Source organism: Shewanella sp. QJM3NY_23, from assembly GCF_056173105.1.
This window is the reverse complement of record NZ_CM149657.1, coordinates 947,423-967,275: the sequence shown is the minus strand read 5'-3', so window position 1 is coordinate 967,275 and position 19,853 is coordinate 947,423. Positions and strand designations below refer to the sequence as shown.

Below are 19,853 nucleotides of genomic sequence, written 5' to 3'. Positions count from 1 at the left end.
CTTATGGTACCCAAATGTACCAACAAGGATCAGCTAACGAGCTAAACAGTAATGGTCGTCTCTCTTTGGTAAGGTCGCCAGTTTCACAACGAAAGTGAATGTTAATGGCGCAGTAACAGCATTAAGGAGAGATCACAGTTTGAGTGAAAGGCAAATGAGTTTTTAACGGCGACAGAAAAAGCCACGCAACATTGATTTAATCAACGCCTGGAACATCGCTAATGTAATAGCATCGTCGCCGAGTTGTCAGCAGGATCTAGACCAATTCACTACCAAGTTGAATTAGGGTAAGCAACAGATCCTTAGTAAGTTAGAGGAGGGCCTACCGATTTTGAGAATGCAATCTAAGCTCCAACTAAGCGCACCTGATGGTGCGCTTTTTCATACTACGCCTAAAATGATAAATTGACATACTGCATAACTTTTCATTGACACTCACAACGTAGCGATCTAATTTGATGGCTATGAAAATAACTAGCGTCACTTTTTTTACTTTCTTTTTTATTCCATCCTTTTAGGGAGGCGGAGTTTCGGTGTAAAAACGAAAGTGAAAATTCCAAAGCCTCCCTCAGGGAGGCTTTTTTGTTTTAAAACGTAACCAGATACTCGTTCATATACAGAGGACAGCATGACCAAACCACATTCCTTAAATCACACGCGGGAACAGATCAGTGCACTCGACAATGAACTACTGGCACTGCTCGCCAGGCGCCGCGACTTAAGTTTAGATGTTGCCCGCAGTAAAGAGGTTGATATTCGCCCCATTCGTGACACGCAAAGAGAAAAGGAATTATTAACCCGGTTGGTTAAACAGGGGCGTGAACAGGGATTAGATGCACACTATGTGTTGTCGCTATACCAAAGTATTATCGAAGACTCAGTACTCAATCAGCAAGCTTACTTGCAAGGACGAGCGAATCCTACATTGCAAAAACAGCAATACACTATTGCTTATTTAGGGGCCCGCGGCTCCTATTCATACTTAGCCGCCACTCGCTATTGCGACCGCCGCCAAGTCAATATGCAAGACTTGGGCTGTAAAAGCTTCGATGAAATAGTACAAGCGGTAGAGTCTGGTCACGCCGATTATGGTTTTTTACCGATAGAAAACACTTCATCGGGATCGATAAATGAAGTCTATGACGTACTGCAACATACAAGCTTGTCCATTGTTGGTGAAACCACTATCGAGGTCGGTCACTGTTTACTCGCTCACCCAGGTACTCAGTTGGCTCAAATTAAGACCGTCTACGCCCACCCACAACCCATAAGCCAATGTAGTCGTTTTTTAAGCCATCATCCTGAACTCAAGTTAGAATATTGCTCAAGTAGCGCCGAAGCGATGGAACAAGTCTTAGCAAGTAAAGATATGACTGTTGCCGCCATTGGCAGCGCCGAAGGTGGCGCACTGTATCAGCTAGAAGCGATAGAGAAAGAACTCGCCAATCAAAAAATTAATCAAAGCCGTTTCATCGTAGTTGCACGTAAAGCTGTGGCAGTACCAGAACAACTCCCGGCCAAATGCACCCTGATCATGGCCACAGGACAAAAACCCGGAGCCTTAGTAGAAGCCTTATTAGTGCTTAAAGCACACAACCTCAACATGAGCAAACTGGAATCTCGCCCAATCCCGGGAACGCCCTGGGAGGAGATGTTCTACCTAGACCTAGATGCCAATTTATCGAGTGAGTCGATGCAAAAAGCCCTTAACGAGCTGGAGCGTATCACTCGCTTTATCAAGGTATTAGGTTGCTACCCCTGTGAAACAGTTAACCCAACACAGCTGAGCAATAGCCAGCTTATGATAGAGCCTACTACCAGCAGAACGGCTGAATTTGACGATAGCAACAACAATAATGATAGCCGTATACAAACGTCTCATCGACGCTGGAGCTTGACTCAAAAGCCTCAACTTACCCAGATCGCTCATGGACAATTGGCCATAGGTGCTGGACAATTTGCCGCTATCGCACAGCTTAGATTAACCACGGATAATCAAGACTTTGGTCAACAAGCAAAACAACTAAAAGAAGCGGGTTTCCAAGCCGTACTGCTCACCGGAATACATCATATTCAACAAGTCAGTCCGCTATTGGATCAAGTAAAACGTGCCTTACACCAATTCGATTTAAGCTGCATGCTCGAAATCGAATACGAAACCGAATTAAAGCACGCTGTTGAACATGCGGATATCTTACTTATCGGCGGTAAACAGATGCACAACAAAGCATTACTGCAACAAATTGGTGCACTGCACATACCAGTTATTCTAGAGCGTAATACCATGGCCAGTATCGAGGAATTTCTCGATGGCGCTGAAACCATCCTATCTTGCGGTAATCAACAGGTTATCTTGTGTGAATCGGGCATAAGAACCTTTAATGACGCCGTTAAACCCGCTTTGGATTTAGCCGCTCTGGTGCAAATAAAAGCCATGAGTCACCTGCCAATAATCATAAATACCAGTTATGCCTGTGAAGTGCTTAACCAGACCGATATAGCCATAGCAGCAAAACAGTTACATGCTGACGGATTAATCCTGCTGGTGATGCCAGATATAGGCAGTTTCGATGAGCAAATACACCGCCACTGTCGCAGCTTAAGTGAGTTATACCGTAGTTAAAGCATACATGGAGCATTGAACGGCATATAAAAAGAGGGCTAAACACCCTCTTTTTATATTAATAACAACAAATTATGAAGATAAATTATTAAATCGCTTGGCCATCAACTAGCGCCATCCAGCCCTTTATGGTGCGATGACAAAACCAACATAAAGAGACAATACTTAATGTCACCGCTAGCCAAGCCTGCGGCATGATATAAGCCAATATTAACATCGACAACAGCGTCAACATGGACCAACGTTGCCAACGGATATGTGAATAAAGTAGCTGACTCATCTTACTACTTTTCTGCGCACAATTAATGGCTAAGCCAAGCAATGGCGGCAGCAAAAACAGCGGAAATGCCAACATTAGTCCATATAACAGATGACCGAGGCTATGATCATCAATACCAGCATGTTGAGATGTCGTGGTTATCATAAGCTGGTCACTCCAAGGCTGCCAAAAAATGGTATGAGCAGACTCAATACGAGAGTCTCTATTAATTAACCATACTGTGTCACCTGCATTTACGCAAATCTGTCGAATGTAATGATGCCGCTTTTAACTCTACTTTGCTTACGTTAAAACCACCTCTATACCAATAAATCCATCAAGTATTACTCGTTCAAACTCAACTTTACATTAGATTGAAGCCGAGTCGAACATGCCAAAATATAGCCCTGTTCAATTTCAGCTGAAGATAAGGTTAAAGAACTACTTGAGATGGTTTCCCCCTCGATCACCTTACATTTACACGCTCCGCATACGCCAGAGCGACATGCCGCAATAATGGGTAAGCCTTCCGCTTCAATGCCTTCAAGCACCGTTTGCTCCGCTGACAGCGGCGTCTTAACATCGCCAATATGCAACATAAACGGGGCTGACGCTGTGGTAGACTTTGACAGTAAAGGCGCTGCGAGCGCATCACCAAAGCTCTCTTGATGATAACGGCTCATGTCAAAACCAGCTTGCTCAAGCATAGTTCGAACCGCCTGCATATAAGGTGCGGGGCCGCAGACAAATATGGTTCGCTCTTTGTAATCAGGTACTGCTGACGCTAAGGAGACTAACGAGAGACGTCCCTGATAACAATCAATCTCAGCATTCTCCCCCTCTTCTAAGCTATAATCTAACGAGAAGTGTTCATGGCGTTGCTCTAGCTGTTGTAAAGCCTGATGGAAAATCAGATCTTGTGGTGATTTGGCACTATGGAAAAAAGCAATGTTGCTGCCGATTTGAGTATCGGTCAACCAGCGAGACATAGAATACATAGGGGTAATGCCGCTACCTGCACTTAAAAACAGGTACTTATCAGCATCGATATCAACCAAGTTAAACACCCCATCTGGTCCGCGAGCCGTAACGCTATGCCCAGGCAGCAGATGATCCACTAAGTAATTTGATGCTACTCCGCCCTCGATCCGCTTAACCGTTACCACGATAGAGTAAGGACGAGAAGGCGATGAAGATATGGTATAGCTACGTGCAACGGCGTTACCATTAATATTAAGCAACAAGGTGATAAATTGCCCTGGCTTAAAATGAAACTTGACACTCTGTTCGCCCTGAAAACGGAAACTAGTGACATCGTGAGTTTCTTGCCAGCGCTCGACGCACCTTAGACGTACCTCGCCATGCTGCCAAGTCGCAGAGTGATATTGTTGGCTGTTCATAGAGTGAGTTACCCTGGAAAATAGAACACCTATGACCTTAGCCATAGGTGTTAGACGAATTAAGCGACGCTTAAGATATCCTTGAGATCGGCTTCGACAGTTGTAGTCGTACGCAAACCAAACTTATCTTCTAGAATCTTAACGAGATTTTCAGTCAAGAATGCCGGAGCCGTTGGGCCTGTGCGGATGTTCTTCACGCCCAGTGATAACAAGGTCAACAGGATCACGATCGCCTTTTGCTCAAACCATGACAATACTAAGCTCAGTGGCAGCTCGCTTATCTCACACTCAAACACTTCTGACAGTGCAATCGCTAGCTGGATCGCTGAATAAGCATCGTTACATTGACCAATATCCAATAAACGCGGAATACCGTTAATATCGCCAAATGCAAGCTTATTAAACTTATACTTACCACAGCCTAAGGTCATGATAATTGAGTCTTTTGGTGCCGCTGTTGCGATATCGGTAAAGTAGCTACGCTCAGACTTATCACCGTCACACCCTCCCACAAGGAAGAAGTGTTTAATCGAGCCATTCTTCACATTTTCAATCACGGCAGGCGCAGCAGCCATTAACGCATTTCGAGCAAAACCTATGGTGATAAGATGGGGGATCTCATCATAGATAAAGCCTTCTAGCGATAGTGCTTTATCGATCACTGTAGAAAAATCATCACCCATAATATGGGTTACACCAGGCCAACCTACAATGCTGCGGGTGAAAATACGGTCAGAGTAATCGCCTACATTTGGATCGATAATGCAGTTAGAGGTCATCACTACTGCACCAGGGAAGTTAGCAAACTCTTTCTGCTGATTCTGCCACGCACTGCCGTAGTTACCGACAAGATGTGGGTACTTTTTAAAGGCGGGGTAAGCCAGCGCTGGCAACATCTCACCATGGGTAAAGACATTAATGCCCTTGCCTTGTGTCTGCTCTAAAATTAGCTCTAAGTCTTTCATATCATGGCCAGAGACCAAAATAGCTTTGCCTTTCACAGCAACCGTGTTGACTTGCGTCGGCTCAGGGTGACCAAACGACTCAGTTTCGCCCGTATCTAGCATCGCCATCACGCGATAGTTTAGCTGACCAATCTCCATTGCCGTGGCAAACAGTTTGTCGGCATCTTCTGAATCTGAGCCAAGAAACGCCATAATTTCATGGAAGTTAGCCGCTACGTCGCTATCTGTTTGATCAAGAACGCGAGCATGCTCCATGTAGGCCGCAGCACCTTTTAGGCCATAAAGACAAAGTAAACGCAGGCCCATAATATCTTCATGAACACTCTCTTTACCGCGATTAGGCACTGCTTGAGCGGCTTGAGCAAGCATTTCAGGCTTAGATGTTGCCAATATTAATGATGCTGCAGGAATAAGCGTATCGACAGCTTTGCCAGCTTCAGCGCATGCCGTTTCATAGGCCGCCTTTAGGCGGTTACGATAAAGTTCCGCCTGATTGACGTAATCGATTAATCGCTCATCATCAAAGTTGACGTTTGTTAGTGTGGCGAAAAAGGCTTTAGGAACAAAGGTATCAATTTCACTATCAATAATATCAAACTCTCTTGCCTTAACCGCATAGGCTGAAACGCCCTGAAGCAAGTAGATCAACAGATCTTGCAGATCTGAGGTATCAGACAACTTACCGCACATACCTTGAGAATAACTACAGCCATTACCCGCTGGGGTTCTAATCGTTTGCTCACACTGAATACAAAACATTACAACTACTCCTATTTTTAATCATGCCTTTATTTTGCATGTTTTAATAAAGTCTACTGCGACTTGGTCATCAGCTAAAGCGATTTATTGGATCAATGCGATAAACTATGAGGCAGATCAAATTAGAATAAGTGCAACTAATATGGGATTTTTTGAGCTTAAGAACAACGAACATATGAGATTGATGGACGATAACCTGTTTTCAATCCACAAAAAAACCTGAGCCAGATAGCGTTAATCTAGGCTCAGGTTTAAGTTCAAATTAGCGGTTAACAATGATAAAGACGATAGTTAGCCCACTTTCATGTCGTTAACCGATTGCAACATGGCGCGACTCTCGCGCTGAAATTGTGGTGCAAAATCACCAAACCAATTGGCGACCTCTTCAAACTGATCGATAAAGCCCTGCCTATTGCCTGACTTTAACAGTTCAAGAGCTTGAGCGTAGTTCTCCAAATAATCACCAATTGCAGTCAAACTTTCACGCTGGGCATAAATAATATCGGCATAAAGTTCGGGACTTTGGGCAAAAAGACGCCCAACCATCGCCAGTTCTAATCGATAAATGGGCGAGCTAAACTGCAACAGAGTATCGATATCAGCTTCCTCCCGATAAAGATTAAGCCCGTAGACAAACGAGGAGAAATGACGCATCGCTTGCACAAGTTGCATCGCCTTATCGTGTTTTTGCGCATCGGCTTCAACAAGTCTGGCTCCCCAGATCTGTATCTGCTCCATTAACCATTGATACTTATCTTGATCTCGTCCATGACACACCACCACAACTTGCTTGGCCAAGCTACCGACATCTGGGCCAAACATGGGATGCAGACCAACCACAGGGCCTTTATGAGCCGTTAGCATTGCATCTAAAGGTTTTGCCTTAACTGACGTTAAATCGGCCAAAATACAGGACTCGGGTAACCGGCCCAATTTACTAGTGATCAACTCACAAGTGATGCTGATGGGGACAGTAACAATAACTAACCCTGCTCCAGCAAAAATTGCATCCGCATTTGGCCAGTCATCTTTATCAAGTGATTTCACATGATAACCAGACAAACGCAGCATTTGGCTAAACAGCCCACCAAGCTTACCGTTACCACCAACAATAACCACGTGGCCTAAATCGGTTTTGACTTGCTTAAAGCCCACATCCTTCTCGTTAAGATAAGACTCGCGCATCAAGCGACGCAAAATATCTTCGATAAGCTGCGGAGAAACATTCATTTTACTAGCTTCTTCGCGGCGTTTAGCGAGCATCGACGCTTCACGTTCAGGTGCATAAATCGGCACACCTGCAGCGTGTTTAACCGCCCCCACCTGCCCAACAAGGTCCAGACGTTTGCGCAACAGATGCAGTAGTTGTTGATCGACATTATCGATATGGCCGCGTAACTTTTCGAGCTCTTCGGTGGTCTTTTCATTCATTTTTGAATTATCCATCAAGCATTTGCAGCCTTGAGCATATCAAATCTTGTCGGTAAAACCGACGCTAATTGCGCCGCACCATGACGTAATAGGTGTTCAGTATCTTGCCAGTTTATACACGCATCAGTCACCGAGACACCATAAGCCAGTTCATTTAAGGGTTTATCGCAAGCTTGATTACCTTCATTGAGATGGCTCTCTAACATAACCCCAATAATTGAACGATTACCTTGCTCAATTTGATCAAAGACATCTTGGCAAACCTCAGGTTGTTTATTGTGATCTTTTGATGAATTACCATGGCTACAATCTACCACTAATCGTGCATTTAGCTTGGCGGCATGCAGTTGGCGCTCACACTCTGCAACGCTTTGAGCATCGTAATTTGGTGTTTTGCCGCCCCTTAGAATCACATGCCCATCAGGGTTACCCGCCGTTTGCAATAATGCCACTTGTCCAGCCTGATTTATTCCCATAAATCGATGACTACTGGCTGCAGATTCAAGCGCATTAATGGCGACGCCTAACTTACCATCGGTACCATTTTTAAACCCAACAGGCATAGATAACCCAGATGCCATCTCGCGATGAGTTTGCGACTCAGTCGTGCGCGCCCCGATCGCCGACCAGGTAACGAGTTCAGAGATATATTGTGGGCTGATAGGGTCAAGAGCTTCAGTGGCAACTGGCAAGCCTAATTCGGCTAACCAGATCATTAATTCACGGGCCATACGCAGCCCTTTTTCAACATCAAAAGACTCATCCATATCTGGGTCATTTATCATACCTTTCCAGCCCACGGTCGTGCGCGGCTTTTCAAAGTACACTCGCATCAAAATATAAAACTCATCTTGCAGTTCATCATGTAGGGTTTTAAGTTTAAGTGCGTACTCTTTGGCAGACTTGATATCATGGATAGAACACGGTTCACTGACAACCAATACCCGGTTATCACGTTTGTGCACAATATCAGACACGGTTTTACGAGCATTAAGTACATAGTGATAAGCTTGCTTTGACAGAGGTAGTTGCTGCTTTAACTCATGAGGTGTAACTAACACCTGTTCAGAACTAATGTGGACGTTATTAATTGTGTCTTGTTGCATACTTGTCACCAACCTCTGTGTATTGATATTGCCACTAAAATTATCTTGATTCAGATAACGCATGTTGAACTACGACTTACTCACCTGTTACAAACCACACCGCAATAGCGTAACAGTTCACCATTACATTGTAAATTCAACTATGCCTGTGCTTTTACCCTGAATCAAGTAAAAAATGCTTATAGATAACAATTCAATACTTTTTTGCCATGTTTACCGTTTTCAGCATAGAAATTAAATTAGAGATTATCGATTAAAGGTTATCGATTAAAGGTTATCGTGTGAGGTTAACTCGTCTTCAAGGTTAAGGGGCTGACAACCCGCATGAGAGGTGTTTTTACTACCTTGCAGGATATAAATAAACCTCTCTTTTTTCACTGACTTTTTCAGCCCCTAAAACACAAAAACCCGCCATAAGGCGGGTATTTGTGCGAACACTGCATCTTGTTTACTTGAAGCGTTTGCTTACTTAGCAAGCTTCTCACGGATACGTGCAGATTTACCTGAACGATCACGTAGGTAGTAAAGCTTAGCACGACGAACACGGCCGCGACGCTTAACTTCGATGCTAGAGATGATTGGGCTGTGAGTCTGGAACGCACGCTCAACACCTTCACCATTAGAGATCTTGCGAACTGTGAATGCAGAATGCAGACCACGGTTACGCTTAGCGATAACGATGCCTTCAAACGCCTGTAGACGCTCTTTACCGCCTTCTACAACACGTACTTTAACAACAACAGTATCACCTGCACCAAATTGTGGTACGTCTTGCTTCATTTGCTCTTCGTTGAGCATTTTAATGATGTTATTCATGAATAAACTCCATCCTAGTAATAACTGACCATTTGTTACTCACCCTTTTGGGTAGCATCGACAAATTGGGCTAATAGCTTAGTTTGTTCGTCAGTCAGAGCTAGATTTTCAAATAATTCTGGTCGTCGTAACAAAGTTCTTCCGAGACTTTGTTGCAAACGCCAGCGTCTAATATGTTCGTGGTTACCACTTAGCAATACGGCTGGTACATCGATACCGTCTAAGCTTTCAGGCCGAGTGTAGTGGGGGCAATCCAGTAACCCATCAGAGAAGGAGTCCTGCTCTGCCGAAGCTTGTTTTCCAAGAACCCCTGGAACCAAGCGCGATACTGAATCAATCAGAGTCATCGCTGGTAGTTCGCCGCCCGAAAGCACGTAATCACCAATCGACCACTCTTCATCCACTTCCGTTTGAATAATGCGTTCATCAATACCTTCGTAGCGACCACACACTAAAATCAAACGCTCTGATTTAGCTAACTCTTCGACGCCTTGCTGAGTAAGCTTGCGTCCTTGAGGAGAAAGATAAATCACCTTTGCCTTATCCCCCGCAGCGGCTTTCGCTGCGTGAATGGCATCGCGTAAGGGTTGCACCATCATCAACATACCGGGTCCGCCGCCATAAGGCCGGTCGTCCACTGTGCGATGTTTATCATGGGTGAAATCGCGAGGATTCCACGTTTGCAACTCCAGCAAGCCGTTGCTAACGGCCCGACCCGTTACACCAAAGTCTGTTACGGCACGAAACATCTCTGGAAACAGGGTTACTACCCCTAACCACATCTGTTGTCCCTCGACTTAGAAGTCCGGATCCCAATCCACTAAAATTTGTTTCTCTGCTAAATTCACCTCAAGGATGAATTGCTCGGTCACAAAAGGAATCATACGTTCCGTTTTGCCGAAGCCATCTTTAGCGTTAGCTTTTACAAGGAGTACGTCGTTCGATCCTGTTTCCACGATTTGGTCGACCTTACCCATGTTATAGCCTTTGGTATTCACTACATTACAGCCGATTAGGTCACGCCAATAGAACTCGTCTTCTGGCAACGCTTTCATCAACTCTGCAGGAATGGCAATCTCACAGTTAGTGAGCATTTGCGCTCGGTCTCTCGAATTAACCCCTTCAAGCTCAGCGATTAACGCCTTACCTTGAAAACGCCACTGTTCGACCTTAACCTCGCGCCATTTACCCTGTTCTTTAATTAGCCAAGGTGAATAGTTAAAAATGTCTTCGACAGAATCGGTATAGCTAGTGATCTTCAACCAACCTTTAATGCCGTGACATGAGCCTAATTTGCCCAGTACAACAGGTTCTTGGTGACTACTCATTAATCTATACCTTAACGCTATTAAGCAGCAGCTTTGCTAGCGTCTTTAATCAATTTTGCTACACGATCAGTAGTAGCAGCACCGTTAGAAACCCAGTGCTTAACACGCTCTAGGTCTAAACGTAGAGTTTCTTCTTGGCCACGAGCCAATGGGTTGAAGAAACCAACACGTTCGATGAAACGACCGTCACGAGCGTTGCGGCTATCGGCAACTACGATGTTATAAAATGGACGCTTTTTTGCGCCGCCACGAGCTAAACGAATGGTAACCATGCGTCTTTTATCCTCTAATGGTTTGCTTGTTTATAAAGCAAAAATAAAAACTGGAACCCCGTGTTCGCGAAGAGTCCCAGATAGAAAGCCGCCCGATTCTACCTGAATCGGCGACGAATGCAACGTTTTTAACGCTTAATAACACGCCTACGAAAGGCGCTTATTTCGCAATAAATTATGCTAAATCTTTATCTATTAATGACCTAGTTAACGGCCTGGCATTTTCATGCCCGGTGGTAGCATCCCACTCATGCCACGCATCATTTTTTTCATGCCACCTTTACCCGACATTTTTTTCATCATTTTTTGCATCTGGGTAAACTGCTTCAATAAGCGGTTAACATCTTGAATTTGCGTCCCTGAGCCAAGGGCGATACGGCGTTTACGCGAGCCTTTGATAATGTCGGGGCGCTTACGCTCACCTGGTGTCATCGAATTGATAATCGCTTCCATTTGCCCTGTCATCTTGCCATCTTGTACTTGCGCAAGCGCTTCAGGCGGAAGCTGACCCACACCGGGCAGCTTCTCAATCATGTTCATCATGCCGCCCATGTTTTTCATCTGCTGAAGCTGTTCACGGAAATCTTCTAAATCGAAACTTCCGCCCTGCTTCACTTTGGCAGCCAGCTTCATCGCTTTTTCTTTATCGACGCCGCGCTCAACCTCTTCAATCAGCGACAGAACATCACCCATTCCTAAAATACGCGACGCTACGCGATCAGGGTGGAATGGCTCTAGGGCGTCGGTCTTCTCTCCCACACCCAAGAATTTAATTGGTTTGCCGGTAATATGGCGAATCGATAAGGCCGCACCACCACGTGCATCACCATCGACTTTGGTGAGGATCACACCACTTAATGGTAACGCCTCGTTAAATGCTTTAGCCGTATTGGCCGCATCTTGACCTGTCATGGCATCGACCACAAACAGAGTTTCAATCGGGTTAACGGCCGCATGTAACGCTTTTATCTCGTCCATCATGCTTTCATCAACATGCAGACGACCCGCAGTATCGACAATCACGACATCGATAAACTTGAGCTTAGCGTGTGCCAGTGCTGCGTTTACGATATCAATCGGTTTTTGACTGACATCCGACGGGAAAAACTCAACCTCAACTTCTGCCGCTAAGGTTTCAAGCTGTTTGATTGCCGCAGGACGATATACGTCAGCGCTGACCACAAGTACCGATTTCTTTTCGCGCTCACGCAAAAACTTAGACAGTTTGGCGACACTGGTGGTTTTACCCGCCCCTTGAAGACCTGCCATCATGATCACTGCTGGCGGCTGAGCCGATAGGTTTAGCGCTTCGTTGGCTTCGCCCATGGCGTTTTCCAACTCGCTTTGTACTATCTTAATAAAGGCTTGGCCCGGGCTTAAGCTTTTGGAGACCTCTTGGCCTACCGCTCGCTCTTTAACGCTATCAACAAAGGCACGCACTACAGGCAAAGCAACATCGGCTTCAAGTAGCGCCATGCGCACTTCGCGTAACGTTTCTTTTATATTGTCTTCAGTTAAGCGACCACGACCACTGATGTTCTTCAGGGTACGTGATAATCTGTCCGTTAAGTTCTCAAACATTATCGCGTTCTTTACCGTTTAGAATGTACATGATTGGCCAGTATTATAACCATGCATAGAGATTATGCTACCGCACTGATCAAGTAATCGGTGTCGATCTTTTGCCTTACCACACAATAAAATCGCAAAACTTAGGAGTAACGCTCAGAAAGGACTAATTTTTGTGTGTAAAGCCCCTGCCCATTTATGCATCGATCGTGTTATTCTAATGATATTACTTGGTAACATACAGCCCAGCCTAAATGGGTTGATATTGCACAGAAAGCTAACATAACGATAGGTTAATTTTCGATGGTCATTTTTTCGGCTTCAGCCATATTTTTCTATAGTATCGCCCTTATCTTGGTGGTTAGTCGTCTGTTTCATGCCCAAGGGCCTAACCGTCGAGCGGTGGCAGGGTTTGCAGGCATTGCTGTGGTATTGCATGCCGCCGCACTTTATCAAGCCATCTTTACTGGCGATGGTCAAAACTTTAGCCTAACCAATGTTATCTCTATGGTGAATTGGATTATTGCATTCACCTTTACCATTTTAATGTTTAGGCTCAAGGTGATTGTGGTTGTACCGGTTGTCTATGCCTGCTCGGTCATTTCGGTCGCTTTACTCTGGTTACTACCGCCACAATTTATTATTCATTTTGAGCTTTATCCTGAAGTATTAGCCCACGTAGTACTGTCGCTCATGGCGTACAGCGCATTGATGATTGCTGCGCTATATGCAATACAGCTCGCCATGATCCAAAACAAGCTCAAAAAGAAGCAGTTAATGTTAAGCCCTGCGATCCCTCCTTTGATGACAGTGGAAAAACAACTTTATCACCTGGTGATTATTGGCGTGATGCTGCTGAGTTTGTCATTAGCCACTGGCTTTATTTTCCTTGATGATATGTTTGCCGAAGGTAAAGGTCATAAGGCGATTTTATCGATCATGGCTTGGTTTACCTATATCGCCATGCTTGCTCAACAATATTGGGTTGGCTGTAAAATCCGTACCGCCGTGGCCTACACATTAAGTGGAGCAATACTGCTTTCACTGGCTTACTTTGGCGCCAGAATCGTCAAAGAACTGATTTTACAATAACCGCAGTAATCGCGTTTACCTGAGGCTACGCATGACAAAGCGTACCTTGGGTTAGCTTGACTCTTCAGGCAAATCGCTGTATTTACTACTCCTCAACGCTTTTTTCTTAATTATCGCCATAGTGGGGCCACTGATTGGACGCAATATCCACCAGCGTACTTTTTATTATTCTATTCGTACTCATCATTATCTCAGCCTATTTTTCAGGGTCTGAGACCGCCATGATGTCACTTAATCGCTACCGACTCCGTCATTTAGCCAACAATGGTCATAAAGGTGCACTGCGGGCAATTAAACTACTCGATAGACCCGACCGACTTATCGGTCTTATTCTGATAGGTAACAACTTAGTTAACATTCTCGCTTCAGCAATTGCCACCATTGTTGGCATTCGTCTGTTTGGTGATATTGGGGTTGCAATTGCGACTGGAGTATTAACCTTAGTGGTGTTGGTATTTGCCGAAGTCACCCCCAAGACGGTTGCAGCACTCCACCCGGAGCGCATCGCTTTCCCCTCGAGCGTCTTACTAAAAATGCTATTGGTGGTGCTATGGCCACTGGTTAAGGTGGTTAATTTAATTACCTCCACCATCTTGCATATTATGGGCATACGTTCAGTTAAAGAAGATGATGCCTTAAGCCAAGAAGAATTGAGAACCGTGGTACACGAGGCGGGAGCCTTGATCCCTAGACGACATCAAGAGATGCTGCTTTCGATTATGGATCTTGAAAAAGTCACCGTCGAAGACATTATGATCCCACGCTCTGAGTTATATGCCATCAACATCAATGATGACTTTAAGAGCATTAACCGCCAAGTGATCCAGAGCCCACATACTCGCGTGTTACTGTATCGCGATACTATCGATGATGCCGTTGGTTTTGTCCATTTACGGGATGCCTTGCGATTGCAATCAAAGGGGCAATTTAGTAAATCATCATTGTTACGTGCGGTTAAAGAGCTCTATTTTGTTCCTGAGGGAACCCCGCTCAACGTACAATTAGCTAACTTTCAGCGCAATAAAGAACGCATAGGGCTGGTGGTTGACGAATACGGCGATATCCAGGGCCTAGTGACGTTAGAAGATATTCTCGAAGAGATTGTGGGTGACTTCACCACTTCCATGGTCACCACCCCCAGCGAAGATATCAATAAGCAACCCGATGGCAGCTATCTTATCGATGCCACCATAAATATACGTGACTTGAATAAAGAGATGGGATGGCACTTTCCCATCGATGGTCCCAAAACCCTTAACGGCTTGATTATCGAATATCTTGAAGATATTCCGGAGCCAAATACCTCGATGCGTATATTTGGTTATCCTATTGAAATTGTTGAAGTTGGCGAAAACATGATTAAGACAGTGCGCGTGATGCCACAGCATTATAAGTTGCCTAAAGTCGGTAAATACTAAAAACTTGTTTATGAAGGAGGTGACGCTGACCCTTTATGTTGTTGGCACACCTTTTTCGAGTTCACGGCGTTTAGCCACCGCCAGAGGAGTTATCTCCTGATTCAAATCCTGCTCAAACCCCATCATAAAATAGAGCTCTGCCATCAAAAAAAACGGCCCAATCAACAACTGATTTAAGTCGTCAATAAAAGCAGGTTTTGCCTTCTCATACTTGTGGCCAATCAGCTGAAACACCCAACCAATGACAAACACACTCAAAGCAATGACCCAAGCAGCCTCCATCTGAGCCACATAATATGAGCTAAATAATACAGGTATGATGAATAAGGTTAATCCAAGCGCCAATCTCACATGTAATTTAAAGTAATAAATAAGCACGCCAACAGCACAGAGCCCCGCCACATTAAGTACCAAAGTAGGATCCGTTAATTTTAAAAACGTAATAGGAATCGTATTTAGCATCACAAATGCTGACCAAATAATCAGTGGCACACCAATAAAATGGGTCTTAATATTGGCTGGATTTAGATGAACACTTTTATAAGTGGATAACTGTTCTACCGCAGATTTCATCAACACACTCCATGTAATGGGATCGCATAATCTTTAAAATAAGCATTATCATCAACTATAAGCTGTACAATTAATTGAGTACGATGAGCTAATTTAGCTAACTCATTATGCTATATGCATATTCAAAGTAACCTAACGTATTTTAAGTAAAGTTACTAGATTAACATTAAGCCCCCTTAAAAATTAACAATAGGGAAGCCCCCATAGTTTCCTTGTGAGCAGAACCACCAAAACCATACATCCAATTTAGTGCTAAGTATTTACCCACACCTATTGGCATCCTGTAAAGCAAGACAATTAAGATTTTACCACTGATAAATAAAAGCATATTCACCAGTAACTGACTGTAAAACAGCTTAAAGTCAGTCATACATACCAAAACAACCTGTTTATTTACTCTCGTAAAATTTCCTATTAATAGTTTGATATACTTAACTTATTTAAAGTATTTGCAAAATAATTTTTATTAAAAACCCGTCATGATTAGCGCGTTTTGCATACAGCACGATCCATAATCAACCACTATTTATAGAGCAAGGTTGCGAGTGTTGCAGCGTAAAAGGTGAGCATAACACTTTATTTGTTTTACAATCATAGAGACAAAACAGCCCTATTTACACGGCATACGTTATTCAGAATGTGGGTGGGTGATATTCTCGAAAATTAACGGCTTAACCGTTAAGATTGCTACAACGAGTAAGCTTAATAATGTCGACGTTATCTCTGCAAATACCACCTTTGAGGAGAATAGAGAAGATTTATGCTAAACGCGCTAAATGATAAAGCTGAAATAGCTAACTCAGATCTACTAACCATGCTGAAGATGGGGGTTGAGCAATCTTTTAATGCTGTAATCATCACTGATGCCGATTTAGGTAAATCTGGCACCAAAATTCTTTATGCAAACCCCGCTTTCTGTAAAATGACTGGCTACCAGGCTAATGAATTGAAGGGGCTGTCTCCACGTATATTACAAGGACCGCTAACCTGTCCAAATGTCATTAACCAACTACGTTACTGTTTGGCAAACAATCAAAATTTTCACGGCTCTGCCATAAATTATAAAAAAGATGGGTCAACTTACTATGTTGAGTGGAACATCTCTCCAGTGTTCGATGACTCGGGGAAAGTCAGTCATTTTATCTCTATTCAACAAGATATTAGCCATAAAATCGCCTCAGATAATACCGAGCAGCTCCTAATGGAAGCGCTTAATAACACACCAGACTCTGTGATGATCACCGACACCAATGGCATCATAAACTATGTTAATCAGGGATTTGTCTCGCAAACGGGTTACTCATACAGTGACATTCTTGGCCAACGACCATCAATGTTAAAATCCGGAGAACATCAACAGGAGTTCTATCAAGAACTCTGGAACACCTTGTTAAAGGGCCATACCTTTAGGGCTACGTTTTTAAATAAGCGTAAAAATGCCAGCCAATATTATTCAGACCAAAGCATCACACCAATCAAAGACAATATAGGTAACACCACACATTATGTTAGCGTTAGCAAAGATCTTTCTGAGCGCGTTAGAGATGAACAAGCATTTAGAGAAATATCCAAACTAGATGCACTAACAGGGGTATTGATCCGCAGTGCTGGCGAGCTCGAAATTGAAAAATATTTTATGAAATCGCTTCACGGCACCCCTTTTTCATTATCGATGATTGATATCGACCATTTTAAAAACATTAACGATCAATGGGGCCATCCTACCGGCGACAAAATACTACAAATAGTCGCAGAAACCATTAAGTCCTGCCTGCGGTTAACCGACCATGTCATTCGATGGGGAGGTGAAGAGTTTCTGCTACTGTTTGATAATTGCGATCTCAATGCCGCTAATGGCTTGGTTGAGCGGTGCCGCATTGCCGTAGCTAATATCGGCTATCCTAAAATTGAGGGCGTGACTATATCTGCGGGAGTGGCACAGTTACACGCCAAAGAAGATGTCGCTTCACTCATTGCGCGTGCCGACCGAGCGCTTTATCAATCTAAAGCAGAGGGACGAAACAAAGTTTCATTGCAGCGATAAAGTATTATCGACTTAATTAACAGGCCAGCTAAGTGACAGCAGTTCAAGGCGTTAACGACTCGCTAAACTTTTTCTCTTACACATAAACACAACTTGATGGTAATGAATCAGCAGCTGGCGTTTAAGACTCAATAATCACTGTCGCCGTAGCGTAGTGCTTTTCGTCAGCGATAGATAGATGAGCATGCGCGCCCCCAAGCACCGCTAATCTATCGGCAGCGCCACCACTAAAACTGATTAGAGGAGCGCCGTTGTCATTATTACCTATTTCGATATGTTGAAATGAAACACCGCGGCCAATCCCTGTGCCCAATGCTTTCGCCGCGGCTTCTTTGGCGGCAAAACGCTTAGCCAAATAGCGACCAGGCTGAGTCGCGCTAATGAATATCGCTAACTCTGCATGGGTTAACACTCGCTTCGCTAGGCGACACTTTGCTAGTGCCTCAGTGTCGCCACCAGCAGGTACACTTTGTTCGATACGTTCAATTTCAACGATATCTGTGCCAAGACCCACTATCATAACCACTCCAACAAATCTGTCTTACCATCCAGTTAACCACTGACAACGGGGAACCTATCTGTCACCGGTTCACCATCATATGATTAACCTAAAAGCCCTCAGTTACTGACCGTTACGTCCTTCAACCATTAACTGTTTCATATCACGCACCGCCTTGTCTAAGCCATCAATGGCCGCACGGGCGATAATGGCATGGCCAATATTGAGTTCATACAACTCAGGGATCGCCGCTATCGGCTTAACATTATGATAATGCAGACCATGACCCGCATTGACCACTAAACCTTGACCATGAGCATAAGCCGCCATATCACTGATGCGAGTCAGCTCTTTTGCTTGCTCAATATCCGTTTCGGCATCGGCATAACAGCCAGTATGCAGTTCGATTACCGGCGCGCCAACGGCTACGGTGGCATCAATTTGCGCTTTATCCGCATCAATAAACAGCGACACCTTGATCCCTTCTGCAGTTAGACGCTCAACTGCCGTGCGGATTTTATCCATCTGACCCGCCACATCAAGGCCACCTTCTGTGGTCAATTCTTCACGTTTTTCAGGCACCAAACAAACATAGGTGGGTTTAACTTCACAGGCGATGTCGAGCATTTCATCGGTCACCGCCATTTCGAAATTCATGCGGGTTTTAATGGTTTTAGCCAACAGATAAATGTCACGATCGCAGATATGCCGACGATCTTCACGCAGGTGCACTGTGATCCCCTCAGCGCCAGCATGCTCGGCGACGGCGGCGGCGTGCACAGGATCTGGGTAGCTGGTGCCACGAGCCTGACGTAGTGTAGCAATGTGATCGATATTAACGCCCAAATGAATACGGCCCATGAAGTGTCCTTAACCTTTACAGATAGAGAGTGTTGCATGATTGATTGGCGCTTATTGTACTAAGCCACAAGGGAAAAACCAGTTGAAACTCATATGATGCGCAGTAAATTACTTGCTATAAGAGGATTTTTTAACGCCTTTATTAAATAAAGCGCGTGACTTAAGCGGCTTATCACCTAACACAGCCGATAATAATTGGCGCATTAACAACTTGGCCTGTTTAAAGTCATCCTGATGCAATTGCCCTGTCTCTAAGGCCAATAACATCTCACCACGATAATGATTCGATTTAGGCCCCAAGGCGCTACTAAAGCCCTCTTCTGACATCAGGCGATAATAAAAATCGGCTTCGATAGGCGCATGATCCACATCCAAATTTAACGAAGGCATCACCCCTAACTCTTTGAGTAACTCCACCTCAAAATAGCGTAACTGTGCCTGACTAAATCCCGCCGCCATGGCCATGAGGGTTTTATGGTAAACAAAGAAGAGTTGCTCCGCACCATGCTCTATCCCTAAACAACGCACCAAGAGCTCATTGAGATAGAACCCTGCAAACATCACATCGCCACTTAATGGCACAGCAGGGCTGGCAGCTTCGACTTGATAAAGATTCTTTAGGCTACTGCGACCCGCTAACTCAAATAGCAAAGGTTGAAACGGTTGTAAAATGCTTTTTATCGAGGAGCGGCCACTACCAAGACGAGCGACGCAGTCGATACGGCCTTGACCATCGACTAATAAGTTGACCAGTACACTCGACTCTTTATAAGCACGAGTATGAAGTACATATCCCCGCTGCATCTGCCCCTGCTCTATTATTGATATTTAATGACAA

18 protein-coding genes and 1 other annotated feature are annotated in these 19,853 nt (G+C 44.3%); of the genes, 4 read left to right on the top strand and 14 right to left on the bottom strand.

What is annotated here, in order from left to right:
• Window positions 1–466 precede the first annotated feature (466 nt).
• Window positions 467–587, top strand: a sequence feature (Phe leader region).
• Window positions 588–628: 41 nt separating this feature from the next.
• Window positions 629–2,623, top strand: coding sequence for a prephenate dehydratase (gene pheA, locus AC0VXX_RS04430; RefSeq protein WP_475516087.1), 1,995 nt, complete (start codon window positions 629–631; stop codon window positions 2,621–2,623).
• Between the two features lie 88 nt (window positions 2,624–2,711).
• On the opposite strand, the gene AC0VXX_RS04425 is transcribed toward pheA, so the two are convergent.
• The 10 genes from AC0VXX_RS04425 to ffh form a co-directional block, all read right to left on the bottom strand.
• Window positions 2,712–3,047: a hypothetical protein gene (locus AC0VXX_RS04425; RefSeq protein ID WP_475516086.1), complete on the bottom strand. Its 336-nt coding sequence runs from the start codon at window positions 3,045–3,047 to the stop codon at window positions 2,712–2,714.
• 179 nt (window positions 3,048–3,226) lie between these two features.
• Window positions 3,227–4,282 (bottom strand): FAD-binding oxidoreductase, encoded by a 1,056-nt coding sequence (locus tag AC0VXX_RS04420; protein WP_475516085.1) that lies wholly within the window; start codon window positions 4,280–4,282, stop codon window positions 3,227–3,229.
• Between the two features lie 59 nt (window positions 4,283–4,341).
• Entirely contained in the window at window positions 4,342–6,006 is a 1,665-nt protein-coding gene (gene hcp, locus AC0VXX_RS04415) for a hydroxylamine reductase (protein ID WP_475516084.1), read from the bottom strand.
• A 291-nt stretch (window positions 6,007–6,297) separates the two neighbouring features.
• Complete coding sequence (gene tyrA / locus AC0VXX_RS04410; RefSeq protein ID WP_475516083.1) at window positions 6,298–7,437, bottom strand: bifunctional chorismate mutase/prephenate dehydrogenase; 1,140 nt, start codon at window positions 7,435–7,437, stop codon at window positions 6,298–6,300.
• A gap of 14 nt (window positions 7,438–7,451) precedes the next feature.
• Window positions 7,452–8,543, bottom strand: a complete 1,092-nt coding sequence (locus AC0VXX_RS04405) for a 3-deoxy-7-phosphoheptulonate synthase (RefSeq protein WP_475516082.1) — start codon at window positions 8,541–8,543, stop codon at window positions 7,452–7,454.
• Between the two features lie 465 nt (window positions 8,544–9,008).
• A complete protein-coding gene (rplS, locus tag AC0VXX_RS04400; protein ID WP_475516081.1) occupies window positions 9,009–9,359 on the bottom strand; it encodes a 50S ribosomal protein L19 in 351 nt (116 codons plus the stop codon).
• Window positions 9,360–9,394: 35 nt separating this feature from the next.
• Window positions 9,395–10,141 carry a tRNA (guanosine(37)-N1)-methyltransferase TrmD gene (gene trmD, locus AC0VXX_RS04395; protein ID WP_110456581.1) on the bottom strand — a complete coding sequence of 249 codons (747 nt, stop codon included), beginning with the start codon at window positions 10,139–10,141 and terminating at the stop codon, window positions 9,395–9,397.
• Window positions 10,142–10,156: 15 nt separating this feature from the next.
• Window positions 10,157–10,687: a ribosome maturation factor RimM gene (gene rimM, locus AC0VXX_RS04390; protein WP_475516080.1), complete on the bottom strand. Its 531-nt coding sequence runs from the start codon at window positions 10,685–10,687 to the stop codon at window positions 10,157–10,159.
• A gap of 20 nt (window positions 10,688–10,707) precedes the next feature.
• Entirely contained in the window at window positions 10,708–10,959 is a 252-nt protein-coding gene (rpsP, locus tag AC0VXX_RS04385) for a 30S ribosomal protein S16 (RefSeq protein WP_110456583.1), read from the bottom strand.
• A 207-nt stretch (window positions 10,960–11,166) separates the two neighbouring features.
• On the bottom strand, window positions 11,167–12,540 hold the full coding sequence (gene ffh / locus AC0VXX_RS04380; protein WP_475516079.1) for a signal recognition particle protein: 1,374 nt from the start codon (window positions 12,538–12,540) through the stop codon (window positions 11,167–11,169).
• A 291-nt stretch (window positions 12,541–12,831) separates the two neighbouring features.
• Between ffh and AC0VXX_RS04375 the strand changes: the two genes are divergently transcribed.
• Together AC0VXX_RS04375 and AC0VXX_RS04370 are read left to right on the top strand one after the other, a co-directional pair.
• Complete coding sequence (locus AC0VXX_RS04375) at window positions 12,832–13,620, top strand: cytochrome C assembly family protein (protein ID WP_475516078.1); 789 nt, start codon at window positions 12,832–12,834, stop codon at window positions 13,618–13,620.
• Window positions 13,621–13,754: 134 nt separating this feature from the next.
• Window positions 13,755–15,038: an HlyC/CorC family transporter gene (locus AC0VXX_RS04370; protein WP_475516077.1), complete on the top strand. Its 1,284-nt coding sequence runs from the start codon at window positions 13,755–13,757 to the stop codon at window positions 15,036–15,038.
• A gap of 33 nt (window positions 15,039–15,071) precedes the next feature.
• Here AC0VXX_RS04370 and AC0VXX_RS04365 read toward each other — a convergent pair whose 3' ends face one another.
• The gene (locus AC0VXX_RS04365; RefSeq protein WP_475516076.1) at window positions 15,072–15,611 is read right to left on the bottom strand and encodes an Mpo1 family 2-hydroxy fatty acid dioxygenase; all 540 of its coding nucleotides are present in this window, start codon (window positions 15,609–15,611) and stop codon (window positions 15,072–15,074) included.
• Window positions 15,612–16,371: 760 nt separating this feature from the next.
• Between AC0VXX_RS04365 and AC0VXX_RS04360 the strand changes: the two genes are divergently transcribed.
• Entirely contained in the window at window positions 16,372–17,655 is a 1,284-nt protein-coding gene (locus AC0VXX_RS04360; RefSeq protein ID WP_475516075.1) for a sensor domain-containing diguanylate cyclase, read from the top strand.
• A 121-nt stretch (window positions 17,656–17,776) separates the two neighbouring features.
• Here AC0VXX_RS04360 and acpS read toward each other — a convergent pair whose 3' ends face one another.
• From acpS to recO, 3 genes are all read right to left on the bottom strand, one after another.
• Window positions 17,777–18,175, bottom strand: a complete 399-nt coding sequence (gene acpS / locus AC0VXX_RS04355; protein ID WP_475516074.1) for a holo-ACP synthase — start codon at window positions 18,173–18,175, stop codon at window positions 17,777–17,779.
• Window positions 18,176–18,277: 102 nt separating this feature from the next.
• Window positions 18,278–19,015: a pyridoxine 5'-phosphate synthase gene (gene pdxJ / locus AC0VXX_RS04350; protein WP_475516073.1), complete on the bottom strand. Its 738-nt coding sequence runs from the start codon at window positions 19,013–19,015 to the stop codon at window positions 18,278–18,280.
• Between the two features lie 108 nt (window positions 19,016–19,123).
• Complete coding sequence (gene recO / locus AC0VXX_RS04345; RefSeq protein ID WP_475516072.1) at window positions 19,124–19,819, bottom strand: DNA repair protein RecO; 696 nt, start codon at window positions 19,817–19,819, stop codon at window positions 19,124–19,126.
• Between the last annotated feature and the right edge of the window lie 34 nt (window positions 19,820–19,853).